At 73.5% G+C, this 15,818-nt stretch carries 17 protein-coding genes; 11 read left to right on the top strand and 6 right to left on the bottom strand.

Annotated elements, in window-relative coordinates:
- Positions 1 to 198 precede the first annotated feature (198 nt).
- The 6 genes from folP to ACFV4F_RS27475 all read left to right on the top strand — a co-directional run bounded on the left by folP (position 199) and on the right by ACFV4F_RS27475 (position 4,781).
- On the top strand, positions 199 to 1,071 hold the full coding sequence (gene folP / locus ACFV4F_RS27500) for a dihydropteroate synthase (protein WP_380506348.1): 873 nt from the start codon (positions 199 to 201) through the stop codon (positions 1,069 to 1,071).
- Between the two features lie 31 nt (positions 1,072 to 1,102).
- Entirely contained in the window at positions 1,103 to 1,582 is a 480-nt protein-coding gene (locus ACFV4F_RS27495) for a nuclear transport factor 2 family protein (RefSeq protein ID WP_363651121.1), read from the top strand.
- Between the two features lie 248 nt (positions 1,583 to 1,830).
- The gene (folB, locus tag ACFV4F_RS27490; protein ID WP_329932371.1) at positions 1,831 to 2,190 is read left to right on the top strand and encodes a dihydroneopterin aldolase; all 360 of its coding nucleotides are present in this window, start codon (positions 1,831 to 1,833) and stop codon (positions 2,188 to 2,190) included.
- 40 nt (positions 2,191 to 2,230) lie between these two features.
- Entirely contained in the window at positions 2,231 to 2,827 is a 597-nt protein-coding gene (gene folK / locus ACFV4F_RS27485; protein WP_380441104.1) for a 2-amino-4-hydroxy-6-hydroxymethyldihydropteridine diphosphokinase, read from the top strand.
- A gap of 170 nt (positions 2,828 to 2,997) precedes the next feature.
- Entirely contained in the window at positions 2,998 to 3,486 is a 489-nt protein-coding gene (locus tag ACFV4F_RS27480; RefSeq protein WP_359967523.1) for a DUF3180 domain-containing protein, read from the top strand.
- A gap of 122 nt (positions 3,487 to 3,608) precedes the next feature.
- Positions 3,609 to 4,781, top strand: a complete 1,173-nt coding sequence (locus ACFV4F_RS27475; protein ID WP_380506345.1) for a hypothetical protein — start codon at positions 3,609 to 3,611, stop codon at positions 4,779 to 4,781.
- An 83-nt stretch (positions 4,782 to 4,864) separates the two neighbouring features.
- Here ACFV4F_RS27475 and ACFV4F_RS27470 read toward each other — a convergent pair whose 3' ends face one another.
- Both ACFV4F_RS27470 and ACFV4F_RS27465 read right to left on the bottom strand, forming a co-directional pair.
- Positions 4,865 to 5,440 (bottom strand): TerD family protein, encoded by a 576-nt coding sequence (locus ACFV4F_RS27470; RefSeq protein WP_380435771.1) that lies wholly within the window; start codon positions 5,438 to 5,440, stop codon positions 4,865 to 4,867.
- Between the two features lie 124 nt (positions 5,441 to 5,564).
- On the bottom strand, positions 5,565 to 6,053 hold the full coding sequence (locus tag ACFV4F_RS27465; protein WP_380498601.1) for a hypothetical protein: 489 nt from the start codon (positions 6,051 to 6,053) through the stop codon (positions 5,565 to 5,567).
- A 76-nt stretch (positions 6,054 to 6,129) separates the two neighbouring features.
- Between ACFV4F_RS27465 and arfB the strand changes: the two genes are divergently transcribed.
- Positions 6,130 to 6,561, top strand: coding sequence for an alternative ribosome rescue aminoacyl-tRNA hydrolase ArfB (gene arfB, locus ACFV4F_RS27460; RefSeq protein WP_380506343.1), 432 nt, complete (start codon positions 6,130 to 6,132; stop codon positions 6,559 to 6,561).
- Positions 6,562 to 6,636: 75 nt separating this feature from the next.
- Here the strand turns inward: arfB and ACFV4F_RS27455 are convergent, their stop codons facing one another.
- Positions 6,637 to 7,164, bottom strand: a complete 528-nt coding sequence (locus ACFV4F_RS27455; RefSeq protein WP_380435777.1) for a flavin reductase family protein — start codon at positions 7,162 to 7,164, stop codon at positions 6,637 to 6,639.
- Between the two features lie 384 nt (positions 7,165 to 7,548).
- Here ACFV4F_RS27455 and ACFV4F_RS27450 point away from each other — a divergent pair, with 384 nt between their 5' ends.
- Together ACFV4F_RS27450 and ACFV4F_RS27445 are read left to right on the top strand one after the other, a co-directional pair.
- On the top strand, positions 7,549 to 9,441 hold the full coding sequence (locus tag ACFV4F_RS27450; RefSeq protein WP_380506341.1) for a diguanylate cyclase domain-containing protein: 1,893 nt from the start codon (positions 7,549 to 7,551) through the stop codon (positions 9,439 to 9,441).
- A 147-nt stretch (positions 9,442 to 9,588) separates the two neighbouring features.
- Complete coding sequence (locus ACFV4F_RS27445) at positions 9,589 to 10,599, top strand: hypothetical protein (protein WP_380506339.1); 1,011 nt, start codon at positions 9,589 to 9,591, stop codon at positions 10,597 to 10,599.
- Between the two features lie 180 nt (positions 10,600 to 10,779).
- Here the strand turns inward: ACFV4F_RS27445 and nagA are convergent, their stop codons facing one another.
- Both nagA and ACFV4F_RS27435 read right to left on the bottom strand, forming a co-directional pair.
- On the bottom strand, positions 10,780 to 11,976 hold the full coding sequence (nagA, locus tag ACFV4F_RS27440) for an N-acetylglucosamine-6-phosphate deacetylase (protein ID WP_380435783.1): 1,197 nt from the start codon (positions 11,974 to 11,976) through the stop codon (positions 10,780 to 10,782).
- 373 nt (positions 11,977 to 12,349) lie between these two features.
- Positions 12,350 to 13,324: an ROK family protein gene (locus ACFV4F_RS27435; RefSeq protein WP_380435785.1), complete on the bottom strand. Its 975-nt coding sequence runs from the start codon at positions 13,322 to 13,324 to the stop codon at positions 12,350 to 12,352.
- Between the two features lie 335 nt (positions 13,325 to 13,659).
- Here ACFV4F_RS27435 and ACFV4F_RS27430 point away from each other — a divergent pair, with 335 nt between their 5' ends.
- Positions 13,660 to 14,940 carry an extracellular solute-binding protein gene (locus tag ACFV4F_RS27430; protein WP_380498606.1) on the top strand — a complete coding sequence of 427 codons (1,281 nt, stop codon included), beginning with the start codon at positions 13,660 to 13,662 and terminating at the stop codon, positions 14,938 to 14,940.
- 63 nt (positions 14,941 to 15,003) lie between these two features.
- Here ACFV4F_RS27430 and ACFV4F_RS27425 read toward each other — a convergent pair whose 3' ends face one another.
- The gene (locus ACFV4F_RS27425) at positions 15,004 to 15,354 is read right to left on the bottom strand and encodes a cupin domain-containing protein (protein ID WP_380506336.1); all 351 of its coding nucleotides are present in this window, start codon (positions 15,352 to 15,354) and stop codon (positions 15,004 to 15,006) included.
- Positions 15,355 to 15,480: 126 nt separating this feature from the next.
- Here ACFV4F_RS27425 and ACFV4F_RS27420 point away from each other — a divergent pair, with 126 nt between their 5' ends.
- Complete coding sequence (locus tag ACFV4F_RS27420) at positions 15,481 to 15,708, top strand: DUF3263 domain-containing protein (protein ID WP_380435791.1); 228 nt, start codon at positions 15,481 to 15,483, stop codon at positions 15,706 to 15,708.
- Positions 15,709 to 15,818: the final 110 nt, after the last annotated feature.

Raw genomic sequence — 15,818 nt, 5'->3', positions numbered from 1 at the left:
GACCCGGGGGCCCGCGTGCACCCCGCGCCGGCGGGCGCCCCGGGGCCCGCCCGGGCCCCGCACGCCCCCCGGGGCCCCCCCCCCCTAACCCGGGGGGGGGGCCCCGTTCGATAATGGGCGCATGAGCGAGCGCAGCGAGCGAATCATTGGAGGGCGCGCGTGGGCGAATGCCCTCGCCGAGCGAAGCGAGGCGGGCGCATGAGCGATACGCCGTCCTTCTCCGTTCCGGCCGGACTGCCGCGGCTCGGCCGCTGCGCCGTGATGGGCGTGGTCAACGTCACGCCCGACTCCTTCTCGGACGGCGGGCTGTGGCACGACCCGGCCCGCGCGATCGCGCACGGGCTCGCGCTCCGGGCCCGCGGCGCGGACCTGGTGGACGTCGGCGGCGAGTCCACCCGGCCCGGCTCCCAGCGGGTGACCGAGGAGGAGGAACTCGCCCGGGTGCTGCCCGTCGTGCGCGAGCTGGCCGACGCCGGGGTCGTGGTCTCCATCGACACCATGCGCGCCTCCGTCGCCGAGCGGGCCGTGGCGGCCGGTGCCGCGATCGTCAACGACGTCTCCGGCGGGCTGGCCGACCCGGCCATGGCGCACGTCGTCGCCGAGACCGGCGTGCCGTTCGTGGTGATGCACTGGCGCGGGCAGTCCGCCGACATGGACCGGCTGGCCGTGTACGGCGACGTCGTCGGGGACGTCGTCGCCGAGCTGACCGCGCGGGTGGACGCGCTGGCGGCGGCCGGCGTCAAGGAGGAGCAGCTGATCCTCGACCCGGGGCTGGGCTTCGCCAAGACCCCCGAGCACAACTGGGTGCTGCTCGGGCGGCTGGACGCGCTCACCGCGCTCGGCCGTCCCGTCCTCGTCGCCGCATCGCGCAAGCGGTTCCTGGGTACGCTGCTCGCCGACCCGGAAACCGGGGAGCTGCGCCCGGCCAGGGAGCGCGACGACGCGACCGCTGCGGTGTCGGTGCTCTCGGCCCGGGCCGGGGCCTGGGCGGTGCGGGTGCACGACGTGTCCGGCACGGCGGATGCGGTCCGGGTGGTCGCGGCCTGGCAGCGCGCGGCCCGGTTGGGGTAGGACGGGAGGGTCTGTGGCAGGTGACGGCAGGTTGAGCGGGGCCGCGGCGGGACGGGCGCGCGAGGCGGACGTGGAGGCCGTGCTCGCGGCGAACCGGGCGCTCTACGAGGCGCTGGAGCGCGGGGACCTGGAGGCGGTCGAGGACGCCTGGCTGGGCGCCGCGGACGCGGACGACAAGGGCGGCGTGGTGTGCGTGCACCCGGGCTGGCCGGTGCTGCGCGGCCGGGCCCAGGTGACCCGGTCGTACATGCTGATCATGATGAACACCGAGTACATCCAGTTCTTCCTGACCGACGTCGAGGCCGAGGTGCACGGCGATGTGGCCCTTGTCACGTGCACCGAGAACATCCTCTCCGGCGGGGAGGCCGAGGAGGAGGGCGAACTCGGTCCGCTGGTCGGCGGAAAGGTCGTCTCGACGAATCTCTTCCGGCGCACCCCGGCCGGGTGGAAGCTCTGGTCGCACCACGGTTCACCCGTGCTGACCAGCGGAGACGAGGACGACGAGGACTGACCGGGCGAGCCGGGGAAAACCGCCGCCGAAGCGTCGCCCGGGAATTTCGAATCGGTCACCGAACGTTCACGTCAATCGCCGGATCGGCGTGCGTGGCGACGGTTCGTGCCGGGTAGGACGGTCAGACGTTGTCCGTGCCCGCGGGTAGATTCGAAACGGAGTGGCGGGCCTGCCGCCCGCCTTCGCCCTGCTCGTCCGTGCCTTTTCCTCGGGCGGGGCCCGTCCGACTGGGAGCAGTGATTCGTTTGCTGGACCGCGTCACCCTGCGGGGTCTGCGAGCCCGGGGCCACCACGGCGTCTTCGAGCGCGAGCGCGTCGAGGGGCAGACCTTCGTGGTCGACCTCGTCCTGTACCTGGACACCCGCCCGGCCGCGTCCGGCGACGACCTGACCCGCACGGCGCACTACGGGATCGTGGCCGAGGAGGTCACCGCGATCATCGCCGGGGAGCCGGTCGACCTGATCGAGACCCTGGCGCAGCGCATCGCCGACCAGTGCCTCAAGCACGACGCGGTCGAGGAGGTCGAGGTGACCGTCCACAAGCCGGACGCCCCGATCACCGTGCCGTTCGACGACGTGACCGTGACCATCCACCGGACGCGCGCATGACCGCAGCCGTGCGCCCGGTACCCGATGCAGAGGAATCTCGATGAACAGCGACCCGACCACCTCGCCGAGCACGTTCGACCTGGAGAGCCGGGTGGACTCCGCCGACACGACCCTGCACAGCCAGCGCTGCGCGGTGGTCGCCCTCGGCAGCAACCTGGGCAACCGCCTGGACACCCTGCAGGGTGCCGTGGACGCCCTCGCCGACACCCCCGGGCTGAGGATCAAGGCCGTCTCCGCGGTCTACGAGACGGAGGCCGTCGGCGGGCCGGACGAGCAGCCCAACTACTACAACGCGGTCGTCGTGCTGCGCACCTCGCTGCCGCCGCGCGACCTGCTGGAGCGCGGCAACGCGATCGAGGACGCCTTCGGGCGGGTGCGCACCGTCCGCTGGGGCGCGCGCACCCTGGACGTCGACATCCTGGCGTACGAGGGCGTCGTCAGCGACGACCCGCAGCTGCTGCTGCCGCACCCGCGTTCGCACGAGCGGGCCTTCGTGCTGGCGCCGTGGCTGGACGCCCAGCCGGACGCCGAGGTGCCCGGGTACGGGCAGGTCTCCGTGCTGCTGGAGAAGCTCGGCGGCCCGGACGCGCAGGGCGTGCGCCGGCGGGACGACATCCGCCTGACGCTGCCGGAGTAGCGGTTCGGCGGCCCGGTGGCCGGGGAACCCGGGTGGGGGCCCGGCCGTCCGAGTAGGTGTCCGCCGTCCGTGCGGGTGTCCGCCCGGCCGGGCCCGGTACGGTGGCCTGGCGCCGCCGCTCCGGGCTCCCGGGCGGCCGTCTCTGGTACCCCGGGAAGGACCTCCTCCGCGTGAAGCTGCTTCGCCTCCGCCTGCTGATCGGCATCACCGCCGCCACGACGGCGCTGTCCTGGGCCGGTGCCAAGCTGTGGGCCTCCCTGGACACCCTGCCGGCCGTGCCGGCGGCGGCGCCGGTGGTGCTGGCCGCGGTGGCGGTGATCCTCCTGGCGACCACGATCTCGCTGCGGGGCCGGCTGAAGGCGGTGCGGGAGCGCCAGCCCGGCGCGAAGCGGGTCGATCCGCTGCTCGCGGCCCGGGCCGTGGTGCTCGGGCAGGCCAGCGCGCTCGTGTCGGCGGTGGTCACCGGGATCTACGCGGGGGCGGGCATCTACCTGCTCGGCGAGCTGGACGTGCCGGCGCGCAAGGACCAGGCCGTGACGGCCGGCCTCGCGGTGCTCGCGGGCGCCGCGGTGATCGCGACGGCGCTCTGGCTCCAGCACGTGTGCAAGCTGCCGGAGAACCACGACGATCCGGGTGGCCCGGCGGCCTCGCACCGCTGAGCTGGGCAGTTGTCGTGATCTTGAGTGAAGTGCCGGGCACGTGCGGTAAATCTTGCACAGTGTCAAGGGTCAAAGCGGACCCTGGGCTGACACGGCCCCAATTCGCACGCTAGTTTCTTGGCATGTCTCGCGGACGCCACCGTCATTCCTCCGTCCTCGGCCGGGTCTTTCCCCCCACCGCAGCCGGCGTGCTCCTCGTCGCAGCTCTGGCCGCTCTGCTTTTCAGTCAGGACACCATCCTGGTCCGCTCGGTGGGTGTCGCGGCGGTGTCCGCGACGCTCGGCTTCGCGGTCCTGCTGAAGCAGCGCGACAGGGCGGCCCGGGCCGCGGCCGAGACGTCCGTCGCGCAGCGGCTGCGGGCCGAGGAGCGCTTCGAGGAGCAGCTCGCCGAGGCCGAGTACGCGGCGGAGGTCGCGGAGGAGCGGGCCACCCGGTTCGGGCGGCGGCTGACCGCGGAGAAGTCGCGCCTGGCGAAGGCCGAGACCGAGATCGCCCGCCTGCTGCGCGAGCGGGCCGTGCTGGTCGCCGAGCAGGCGCTCAAGGAGGCCGAGGCGGCGCAGCGGGCGCTGGCCGCGAGCCGTCCGAAGTACCCGGCCAGCCCGGCCGCGTTCGTCCGTGCCGGTGCCGTGCTGCGGCTGCTGGAGCGGCGCGCGCGGGCCCAGGAGGAGCGGCGCGAGCGGTCGGCGGGCGCGGAGGTCGCGCTGCGGGCGCGGACGGCTCCCGTCGCGCCGGCGCGGGCCGCGCAGGCTCCGGTGCCCCCGAAGCAGGTTGCCGCCGTGCCCGTCTCCGCGGTGCCGGCCCCGGTGGCCCCGTCCGTCCCGACGCCGGAGTCGGCTCCGCGGCAGGCTCCGGTGCCGACTCCGGTGAAGGCGGCTCCGGTGCGGCCGGTGCTGACCGCCACGGTGGGCCAGCTGGGCGGTGCGCCGGCCGCGCCCGCGGCTCCGGCCGAGCGGCAGCGTCCGCGCCCGGGGCAGTCCGGCCAGGCGCGCGGGCAGGGCTTCAGCTTCTTCGGGCGCAGTCCGGGTGCCGCGGTGCGGGCGGCGGCCCCGGCTCCGGCGGTCGGCAGTGTCGCCGAGCTGAACGAGCGGACGGACCTGGCGGACGTGGTGGGCGACGAGGCGGTGGCCGAGAAGGCGCTGGCCGAGGCGCAGGAGGCCCAGGAGGCGCAGGAGGCCCGCGGGGCCCGGGACGCCGGGGGTGCCGCGCCGGAGCAGGGCGAGCCGACCGTCGTCGACCTGACGCCGGAGGAGGAGACGGAGCTGATCCAGCTCCCGGAGCTGCGCGCCTCGCGCTGACGCCCCGCGAACGCGACCGCGGCGCGGAACATCGGATCGACCGACGTTCCGCGCCGCGGCGTTTCGGGCCCGGGGCCCGGGCGTCAGATCTGGACGCCGAAGTCCTGGGCGATGCCGGCCAGGCCGGAGGCGTAGCCCTGGCCGACGGCGCGGAACTTCCACTCGCCGTTGTTGCGGTAGAGCTCGCCGAAGATCATCGCGGTCTCGGTCGCGGCGTCCTCGGAGAGGTCGTACCGGGCGAGCTCGGCGCCGCCGGCGGCGTTCACCACGCGGATGTAGGCGTTGCGGACCTGGCCGAAGTTCTGGCTGCGGGCGACGCCGTCGTAGATGGTGACCGGGAAGGTGATCCGGGCGGCCTCGGCGGGCAGGGCGGCCAGGTCGACGTTGATCGACTCGTCGTCGCCCACGCCCTCGCCTGTGCGGTTGTCACCGGTGTGCACGACGGAGCCGTCCGGCGTGCTGGTGTTGTTGAAGAACACGAAATGGCCGTTGGACAGCACCTTGCCGTCCGCGTTCAGGACGATGGCGCTGGCGTCGAGGTCGAATTCGGCGCCGGTCGTGGTGCGGACGTCCCAGCCCAGGCCGACCGAGACCGCGGACAGGCCCGGGGCCTCCTTGGTCAGCGAGACGTTTCCGCCCTTGGAGAGGCTCACTGGCATGGTGATCGCTGTCCCTTCGTTCGCTTTTCCCGGGACAACGCAATCGTCCGGTGGATTGGTTCCACCGGGGATCCTCCCTTTCGCGCGGGCGCCAAGTTCTGGCAAAGCGCGGGCAATGTACGGGTCAGATCCGGCGGAACCTGCCCTGGAGCGACCAGATGTTGGGGTTGTCGGCCAGGTCGGGGTGCATGTCGAACAGGTCGGCGAGGGTGTCCTGGAGGAAGTCCCGTGCTTCGCGGCGCAGCTCGGCGTGGCGCACCACGGCGGGCGGCTCGTCGGGCAGCCAGGTGGCGCTGACCTCGACCCAGTTGAAGCGGCGGGCGAAGCGCAGCAGCTCGGTGTTCTGGGTGAAGTCGAGGTCGGCGGTCTGGACACGGGCGGCCCGGCCGCCGGCCGGGTCGCGGTCCAGCTCCTCGGCGATGTCGCACAGCGCCCACGCGAAGTCGAGCACCGGGACCCAGCCCCAGGCGGTGGAGAGCTCCGCGCCCTCGGCGTCCAGGTACACGTCGCCGCAGAAGAGGTCGTACCGCAGGGCGTGCACGGAGGCGGTGCGGTAGTCGGTCTGCGGGGGGTCGGGGAAGCGGTTGGAGAGGGAGTAGCCGAGCTCGATCACACCGCCATTGTCGGGGCTCGGGGTGCGTGCCGGATAACCGGGTGACCGGGCGGGCCGGGCGCGGGATGATGGGCGCATGCCCGAGCCCATCCGCGTACGGGGGTCGGTGGTCGTCCCCGACGCCGAGCTCGTCTGGCGCTTCTCCCGTTCCTCCGGCCCCGGTGGCCAGCACGTCAACACCTCCGACAGCAAGGTCGAGCTGCGCTACGACGTGGCCGCCTCGAAGGCGCTGCCCGAGGTGTGGCGCGAGCGCGCGCTGGAGCGGCTGGCGGGCCGGCTGGTGGACGGCCGGGTGCTGGTGGTCCAGGCCTCGGAGTTCCGCTCGCAGTGGCGCAACCGCGAGGCGGCCGCGGTCCGGCTGGCCGCGGTGCTGACCCAGGCCTGCGCGCCGCCGCCGAAGACCCGCCGGGCGACGAGGCCGAGCCGTGGGATGGTCGAGCGGCGGCTGGACAACAAGCGGCACCGCTCCGAGCTGAAGGAAGGGCGGCGCTCGCCGCGCTCCGAGTAGTCGCCCGCCGAATAGGCGCCCGCCGGTCCGTCGCGCGGTGGCCCGGTCGAGCGCGCCGTGTGCCGGCGCGGTGGCTCAGCCGAGCGTGCGGTAGCCGCCGCGGAAGTAGAGCAGGGGCCGGCCGCCGGGGTCCGGGACGACGGCCTCCAGGACGCGCCCGAGCAGCAGCGTGTGGTCGCCCGCGGGTATCCGCTGCTCGGTGCGGCACTCGACGGTGGCCAGCGCGCCCTCGATCAGCGGGGCGCCGGTGGCCGGGCCGCGGTGGTGCGGGGTGTCGGCGAACAGCAGCCGGTCACTGAGCCGGCCCTTCATGGCGAAGCGGGAGCCGGTCGTCTTCTGGGCCTCGGTGAGCACCGAGACCGCCCAGGTGTCCACGCGGGCGAGCACCTCGTCCATCCGGGAGTCCTCGCGGACCGAGATCAGCACCAGCGGCGGCTCCAGCGACACGGAGAGGAAGGACGTGGCGGTCATGCCGATGTCCTCGCCGTCCTCGGGGTCGTGGACGGTCACCAGGCTCACGCCGGCGGCGAGCTGGGAGAGTGCGGCCCGGAACTCGTCGGGCGTGGCGTGGGCGGCAGCTTCGGGCTGCGGGGACGGGTACACGTACCGCACGGTAGCTGGCGGTCGCGGGTCGCGACATCGGGCCGTGGTCGTAGGACCAGCGGCGCAGGGGTGAGGGCCGGGACCGGTGCCCTCACTCACTCCCAGGGGTGAAGCAGGGGTGAAGCAGGGGGCCTGCCGGGCGACAGGCGGCTTCAGCGCGCGGGCAATGCGGTCGACCACGAGAAATGTTCCGATAGCGCTTTATGTCCCGCTATGGGACGGATGAGCTGATTAAGGGCGCATTAGTGTCGTGTGATTTAAGTCACAAGTGGTGGCCTATTGCTGACCGAGCGTGCCGAACGCTGTGCTCCCTGTGATTCAGTTCTTCTGGCAATCGGACGATAACCAATCAAGAACTATCCGAAGCAGCCGGGGAGCCCCCGCATGGAAGCCGAGTCGGAGCCGTACGTCCGTCTCGCGACCCTCCGCACCTTGCACCGGGTCGTGGCGGACCTCAACGCTGCCCGCAGCCTGGCGGGCACGCTGCAGGCCGTCGTCGAGGGTGCGGTCCACGGGCTCGGATTCGACGCCGCCGCGGTGAGCCTGGTGCGGCCCGACGGCGACCTCGTCGTGGCGGCCGTCTGGGAGCTGGAGGAGAGCGCCATGGGCGGCCCCTCCGTGCTGCTCGGCCAGGTCGGCTCCCGCGAGTCCTGGGACCGGCTGCTCGGCGTCAGCGACCACTGGGGCACCCTGCGCTTCCTGCCCTACGACCGGGGCTGGGCCGTCGCCAGCGACATCCCGCGCTGGATCGGGGACGGCCCGATGCCCGTCTACGCCAACGACTGGCACCCCGCCGACGGGCTGCTCGCCCCCATGTACAGCGCCGGCGGCGACCTGCTCGGTGTCCTGTCGGTGGACCGTCCGCGCAGCGGCAAGCGGCCCGGCGCCTGGACCCGCGAGGCGCTGGAGATGTTCTCGCTCCAGGCCTCCATCGCGATCGGCAACGCCCGCCTGCGGGCCGAGATGCAGCGCGCCCTGGCCCGCCTGGAGAAGGAGCAGCAGGCACTGCGGGCGAGCGAGGAGAGCTTCCGCCAGGCCTTCGAGTACGCGCCCAGCGGCATGGCCATCACGGAGCTGTGCGGCCCCGGGCGCGGCCAGCTGACCAGGGTCAACGACGCGCTCTGCCGCCTGCTCGGCCGACCACGCGCGGTGCTGCGCCAGCAGAGCTTCGTCGACCTCGTCCACCCCGACGACCGCGCCCTGCTGGAGCGCACCAGCGCGGAGAGCGGGCGGGCCGAGCTCCGCCTCTCCCGGCGGGACGGCGGCTACCAGTGGGTGTGCCTGCGCAACTCCGTCGTGGCGGACGCCGCCGAGGGCCCCAGCTTCCTGCTCACCCACGTCGAGGACATCGAGGACCGCAAGCGCCACGAGCTCCAGCTCGCCCACCGGGCCAGCCACGACGCGCTCACCGGCCTGCCCAACGGCGCCGAGCTGAAGGCCCGGCTGGCCCGCCGGCTCTGCCCCGAGCCGCAGACCGTCGGCGCGGTCGCGGGCCCCGCGGAGGCGGCCTTCCCGCAGCCGTACGGCGGCTTCCCGGCCGACTCGTACAGCGCGCACGCCGCGTACGACGGCCTGGAGGGCGCCGAACCGTACGCCGGGGCGGTGCACACGTACGGCGCGCCGGACGGGAGCCTGCCGGCGGGGCTCGGGGCGGCGGACGGCGGTCTCCCGGCCGGGTACGAGGTCATGGGCTACGAGGTCACGGGCTACGAGGTGGCGGGCTACGGGGCCGCCGGGTTCGGTCCCGGCTACCCGGAACACGTGCACGCGGTGGTCCCGGCCGAGTACGGCCCGGGCGGCGAGGCGTGGTCCGGAGCGTTCCGCCCCGGCGCGGGCGGCGGCGCGATCGTCGACAAGGGGCTCGCGGTGCTCTTCTGCGACCTCGACGGCTTCAAGTCCATCAACGACCGGTTCGGCCACAACGCGGGCGACGCCGTCCTGGTCGAGGTCGCCCGCCGGCTCAGCCAGGCCGTCCGGGACGGCGACACGGTGGCCCGGCTCGGCGGTGACGAGTTCGTGGTGCTGGCCGACGGCATCGGCCGCGAGGAGGCCAAGGACCTCGCCCACCGGCTGCGCAACGCCATCATCCCGCCGATGCGGATCGACGGACGGGCGATGCGGGTGGGCGTGAGCCTCGGGATCGGCTGGGCCGGCTGCGGGATGAGCATCGAGGAAGTCCTGCACACGGCGGACGAGCGGATGTACGACGAGAAGCGGGCCAGGGGCGGCGCCGTGCGCGGGGCCAGGGGCGAGCGCTCGCACCGCCGGGCGGGCTGAACCCGGGCCCTGGCGGCCCAGGTTACCGGCGGGTTGTCAAGCCCTCGTTCCGGGCGGCCGGGTCGGGCAGGTAGGGTTCCCCGGTAACGAGAGCGTCCATGACCTGCGCCTGGGGCCGCCGGCCCGGCGGCGCGAACGATGGGGGAGTTGACCACCGTGACGACCGCCGGCAACAACGGAGCGCCCGAGGGCCCGGGGGGCGGTGCCCCTCAGGAAGACGACCCCTTCGGTTACCTCTACCGCCCGGCCGACGGGTCCTCCGGGCAGTCGGCCGAGCCGCAGCAGGGTGTGCCGCGTACGCCGTACAGCCGCCCGATGGAGGTCGGCCGTGCCCAGTACGGCCAGCAGCAGTCCTACCCTCCGCGCGCGCAGCAGCAGCCGCAGTACTTCCAGCAAGGGTCCCCGCAGCAGGGCCCCGGCCAGCCGTACCCGCAGCAGTACGGCCAGCAGCAGCCCGACTACGGCAGCGTCCCCACGCAGCAGACCCGCTACGCCGAGCACTCCCGCCCGCAGCCGGGTGACGACCGCCAGGGCAGCAGCGGCCGGAGCAAGGGTGCGGTGATCGGCGCGGTGGCGGTGATCGCGGCGATCGCGATCGGCGCCGGGATCGCGCTGTCCACCGGGGACTCGGGCGACGACAAGAAGACCGCCAAGGGCGGCCAGCAGACCGCCGCCTCGGTGGCTCCCAGCACGACCGGCTCCGGCACCCCGTCCGGGACCTCCTCCGCCTCGGCCTCGCCGAGCGCCTCCGCCTCCGGCGGGCCGGTGACGGTGGACGCGGGACAGCTCCAGGGCCAGAACGCACCCTCCGGAAACACCGTCAAGGGCGCCAAGTCCGCGGACGGCAGCTACCTGACGCTCCAGCCGGGCGGTTCGCTGAGCTGGACCGGTGAGGTGGCCGCGGCCGGCACCTACAAGCTGACCGTGCACTTCAACAACGCCGGCGGCGACGTGCGGGGTGCGGCGTCGGTCAACGGCAAGGACTGGCCGAGCGGACTGGCCTTCAAGAACTACTCGCCCGGCAAGGACCCGGCGTCCTCGTGGTACTCCACCTGGATACTGCCGCAGCTCCAGGCCGGTTCGAACACCATCACGATGACCGTGCCGTCCGGCGGGCCGATCCTGGTCGACCAGATCACGGTGGAGCCGAGCAGCTGACGGGCTGACGACGGCCCGGGCGGGCCCGGACGCGGCCGCCGCCCGCCCCCCCCCCGCCGCGGGCGGGGGGGGCCGGCGGGGGGCCCCGCGGGGGGCGCGGGCCGGCCCCCTCGCGCAAAACCAATCGGGCCTCCGGGGGGGGGGGGGGGCGGCCGTCGGCGTTCCGTCAGGCGGCTCCGGTCAGGCCGGCTTGACGGTGGTGAAGCGGTCGCCGCCGACGACCCACTCGCCGCGGCGCATGACGGCGACGAGGTCGTGGGTGGCGGAGTCGAGCACGACCAGGTCGGCGTACTTGCCGGTTTCCAGGGTGCCGACGGAGTCGCCCAGGCCGAGCAGCCGGGCCGGGGTCGTGCAGAGCGACTGGACGGCCTGGTCGAGCGTCAGGCCGTTGACGGTGACCGAGCGCTTGAACGCGACGTCCAGGGTGAGCGTCGAGCCGGCGATCGAGCCGCCCTCGACCAGCCGGGCCACGCCGTCCTTGACCTCGACCTGGAGCGGGCCGAGCGGGTAGAGGCCGTCGCCCATGCCCGCGGCGCCCATGGCGTCGGTGATCAGGGCGACGCGCTCGGCGCCCGCGGTGCCGTAGGCGAGGTCGAGGACGGACGGGTGCAGGTGCACGCCGTCGTTGATCAGCTCGACGGTGACCCGCTCGTCCTCCAGCAGCGCCACGATCGGGCCCGGGGCCCGGTGGGCGATCGCCGGCATCGCGTTGAACAGGTGGGTCGCCACGGTCGCGCCCGCGTCGACGGCCTCCAGCGTCGTCGCGTAGTCGGAGTCGGTGTGGCCGACGGCCGCGATGACGCCGAGGTCGGCGAGCATCCGGACGGAGTCGAGGCCGCCGGGGAGCTCGGGGGCGAGGGTGACCATCTTCGCGTGGCCGCGGGCCGCGTCGACGAGCTTGCGCACCAGCGCCGGGTCCGGGTCGCGCAGCAGGTCGGGGCGGTGGGCGCCGCAGCGGTTGCGGGAGATGAACGGGCCCTCGAAGTGGATGCCGGCCAGCACGCCGTCCTCGACCAGTTCGGACAGCACGGCGGCCTGGCGGGCGACCTCGTCGATCTCGCCGGTGACGGTCGAGGCGATGGTGGTCGTGGTGCCGTGTTCGAGGTGGGTCCGGGCGGCCCGCAGCGCCTCCTCGGCGATGCCGGAGGCGTAGGACGCGCCGCCGCCGCCGTGGACGTGCAGGTCGACGAAGCCCGGGACGACGGTGTGGCCGGTCAGGTCGAGGTCGCCAGGCTCGGCCCCGCCACCACGCGCCCCACTCGTGATGGCCGCGATCCGGTCGCCCTCGACGGCGATCCGCTCGCCCTCGACGACCCCGCCGGGCAGGACCAGCCGGGCGCCGGCCAGTGCGGTACGGTCACGCTCCGCGGCAGTCACGCGGTCACCTCCATCTGTCGGGACGGGTGTCCCGGGTTCTCGAATGCGCTGGGCGCCGGCAGGCCGCTGTGGTCGGTGACCCGGCTCCGGACGGCGGTCGGCGTCCGGGTGCCACGGGGGTGCGGGGGCCGGGTCGGCCGGTGGTGTTGAGTCGGCTCCGGGAGTCGGGTCGGCTCCGGGGATCGGGTCGGCCGGTCGTGTTGGGTCGGCTCCGGGTGTCGGGACGGCTTCGGGTGTCGGGTCGGCCGGTCGTGTTGGGTCGGCTCCGGATGTCGGGCCGGCTCCGGGGGGCGGGCCGGCCGGTGCGTCCGGGTGGGCCCGTGCGGTCCCGGATGCCGAGCATGAGGCCTCGGAGGCCGGGTGGGGAGCCCCCTCACGGGCGCGGGGGGTGGGTTTCGGCGAGCAGGTCCCAGGCGAGGAGACCGGCTCCCAGCGACGCCGCGGTGTCCTTCAGCATCGCCGGTACGACCTTCGGGGGCATCTGGAAGGTCAGACGCTCGGTGATGGCCGCCCGCAGCGGGGTGAAGAGCGTGTCGCCGGCCTCGGCCAGCCCGCCGCCGACGATCACCGTGGACGGGTCGAGCAGGCTCTGGGCGAGCACGATGCCGTCCGCCAGGGCGTCGACGGCGCCCTGCCAGACCGCGAGTGCGCGGTCGTCCCCGGCGTCCACCGCGGCGGCGCAGGATGCCGCGTCGGCGTCGGGGTCGCCGCTGGCCGCGGCCCAGGCCCGGGAGACGGCGGAGGCCGAGGCCAGCGTCTCCAGGCAGCCGCGGGCGCCGCAGCCGCACTGCGGGCCGCCCGGGCGCACCACGACGTGGCCGATCTCGCCGCCGTAGCCGTGGGCCCCGGCCTCGATCCGCCCGTCGATGCCGATGGCGCCGGCGATGCCGGTGCCGAGCGCGATGAACAGGAAGCGGCCGACGCCCCGGCCGGCGCCGATCCGGCCCTCGGCGAGGCCGCCGGAGCGCACGTCGTGGCCGAGGGCGACGGGGATCGGGGCGCTGCTGCTGCCCCCCTTCGCGGGGGCGGGGGTCGCAAGGCGCTCGCCGAGGAGCTTGCGCAGCGGCAGGTCGCGCCAGCCGAGGTTGGCGGAGTAGACCGCGATGCCGTTCCTCTCGTCGATCGTGCCGGGCACGGCCACGCCGGCCGCGAGCGGAGCGACGCCGAAGCGGTCGCGGCCCTCGGCCGCCAGGTCGGCGGCGAAGTCGAGGATGGCGGCGACGACGGCGTCCGTGCCGTGCTCCCGCCCGGTCGGTCGGCGTGCCTCGAACAGCACGGAGCCGTCCTGGGCGAGCAGCGCGGCCTTCATGCCGGTGCCGCCTACATCGAGTGCGATGACGTGCTTCACGGGGGACAGTTTCCCTTGGCCGGGTCGAAGAGGTCTAGTCCAGTTGTCGGATTGGTCTGGTCCATACTGGGTGAGCTTTGTCGCAGAAGCGGGCGGTGTGCGGGGCTTTGGGGTGTGGGGTTTCGGAGGGTTGGGAGGGGCTGGGGCGGTGGTTCGGGCGGGCGTCGACGGTGTTTCGTTGCGCATCGTGCAATGACGTCCGCACTTCGATAACTACTTGCCGGACACGGGGCAGAGGTATGGACCACTGTGGGGTCGGTTTGGCAGTGTTGCGCCTCCCCCCTGCCGGAATCACCCCTCCGGTCGCATTTCTCCCCCCGAAGGCGGTACCCGCGTTGAACAGGCGCGCCCACGTCCCCACCCGTGTGCTCGGCACCGCGCTGGCCGGAGCGCTGGTGCTCTCCGCGGTCAGCGCCTGCAGCGGACAGGGCGACGGGCCCGTCACCATCAGGCTGGTCGCCGCGGACTACGGCGAGAACGCCGACACCAGCTCCAAGCTGTACTGGGACGAGGTCGTGCGCGGCTTCGAGGCGCAGAACCCCGGCATCAAGGTCGACGTCGACGTCGAGAGCTGGACCGACATCGGCAAGAAGGTCGACGACCTGATCGCGGCCGGCAAGTCGCCCGACCTCCTGCAGACCGGCGGCTTCGCCGACCAGGTCGCCGCGGACCGGCTGTACCCGGCGGCGGACGTGCTCTCGCTGGACACCCAGGCCAAGTTCATGGACTCCTTCGCCCACGCCGGGCAGGTGCTCGGCACGCAGTACGGGATTCCCTTCGTCTCTTCCTCCCGCGTGCTCTTCTACAACAAGACGCTCTTCAAGCAGGCGGGAATCAGCCAGCCGCCGGTCACCTGGAGCGAACTGCGGCAGGACGCCGAGAAGATCAAGGCCAAGGCGCCGGGCGTCACCCCGTACGGCCTCCCGCTGGGGCCCGAGGAGGCACCGGCCGAGTCCATGCTGTGGACGCTGAGCGGCGGCGGCCTGCTCTCCGACGACGTCGGCAACTACACGATCGACAGCGCCCAGAACCAGGCCACCTTCACCTGGCTCAAGAGCAACCTGGTGAGCACCGGGCTGACCTATCCCGAGCCGGGCAAGATGAACCGCACCCCGGTGTTCCAGGACTTCGCGTCCGGGAAGGTCGCGATGCTGAACGGGCACCCGACGTTGCTGCGGATGGCCACCGCCGGGAACGTCGACTTCGGGACGGCCCCGATCCCCAGGAAGGACGGCCTCAACAAGACCGGCAGCCTCGGCGTCGCGGACTGGATGATGGCCTTCAAGGCCAACGGGCACAAGGACCAGATCAAGAAGTTCCTGTCCTTCGTCTTCATGCGGGAGAACCAGCTCAAGTTCGACGAGCGGTACAACCTCCTGCCGGTGACCCAGGACGCCTTCGGCCAGATGTCCTCGGACCCCAAGCACGCCGACCTCAAGCAGTTCGCCACCGGTCTGACCAACGCCAGCTTCTACCCGTTCGGCGACCCGGCCTGGGCGGACGTGAGCAACCGGATCAAGGCCGGGATCGGCGAGGCCGTCACCGGGGACCCGAAGCAGGTCCTCACCGGGCTGCAGGACGCCGCCGTCAAGGAGGCGGCCCGGCTTCGGAAGTGAGGCCGGGCCTGGGCGGAGGCGGGGCCGGGCCTGGGCGGAGGTGGGGCGGGGTGCCTCCTTCCTTCAGGGGAGGGTGATGGCGTAGGCCTTCCTGAGGGTCTCGTGGACGGTCCACGTCGTCCGGTCGCCCTCCCGCAGGACGGCGCAGTCGCCCGGGCCCACGTGCATCGTCGGGCCGCCGTCGACCTCGATGGTGGCCCGGCCGCTCAGCACCACGAACATCTCGTCGGCCTCGGTGTCGGTGACCACGCCCGGGGTGATCTGCCAGATGCCGCGCAGCTGTCGGCCGTCGGCGGACTCGTGCAGGACCTTCCCGGTGACCTCCGGGGTGCCCTCGACGATCTGCGCGGGGTCCAGGGGCTCGGGGATCAGGTCGGCGTCGGGGACGTGGACGGTGAAGCTCGATTCGATCATGACCGTGACGTTAGCCGGGGCGCTCGGCCGGGGGAGGACGCAGAGTGTGTCCTGGGGACGTCCGAGAATGACACTTCGTAGGTCGTGGGAGGTGTTCTCGGCAGGAGGTCTTCAGGAGGTGTTCTCGTGGGCGAGCTGAGTGAGCGGGACCGGGCGGTGCTGGAGCTCGAAGGGCGCCAGTGGCGTACGGCGGGGGCCAAGGAGCGGGCCGTCCGGGAGGAGCTGGGAATCTCCAGCACCCGGTACTACCAGGTGTTGAACGCGCTGCTGGACCGGCCGGAGGCGCTGGCGCACGCGCCGGTGCTGGTGAATCGGTTGCGCCGGGTGAGGGATGCGCGGCGCGCGGCTCGGTGATGCGGGTTCCGCTGCGCGGGGCTTGGGGTGGGTCGTGGGCTTTCGGGTGGGTGGGGTTCGCCGGGGGTGGCTGCGGGGGTGGCCGCTCCGGGGGCTGGATGATTTTCCGA

Source organism: Kitasatospora sp. NPDC059722, assembly GCF_042733235.1.
In the GTDB taxonomy this organism is placed as follows: Bacteria; Actinomycetota; Actinomycetes; order Streptomycetales; family Streptomycetaceae; genus Kitasatospora.
This window is presented reverse-complemented; position numbering and strand designations above follow the sequence as displayed.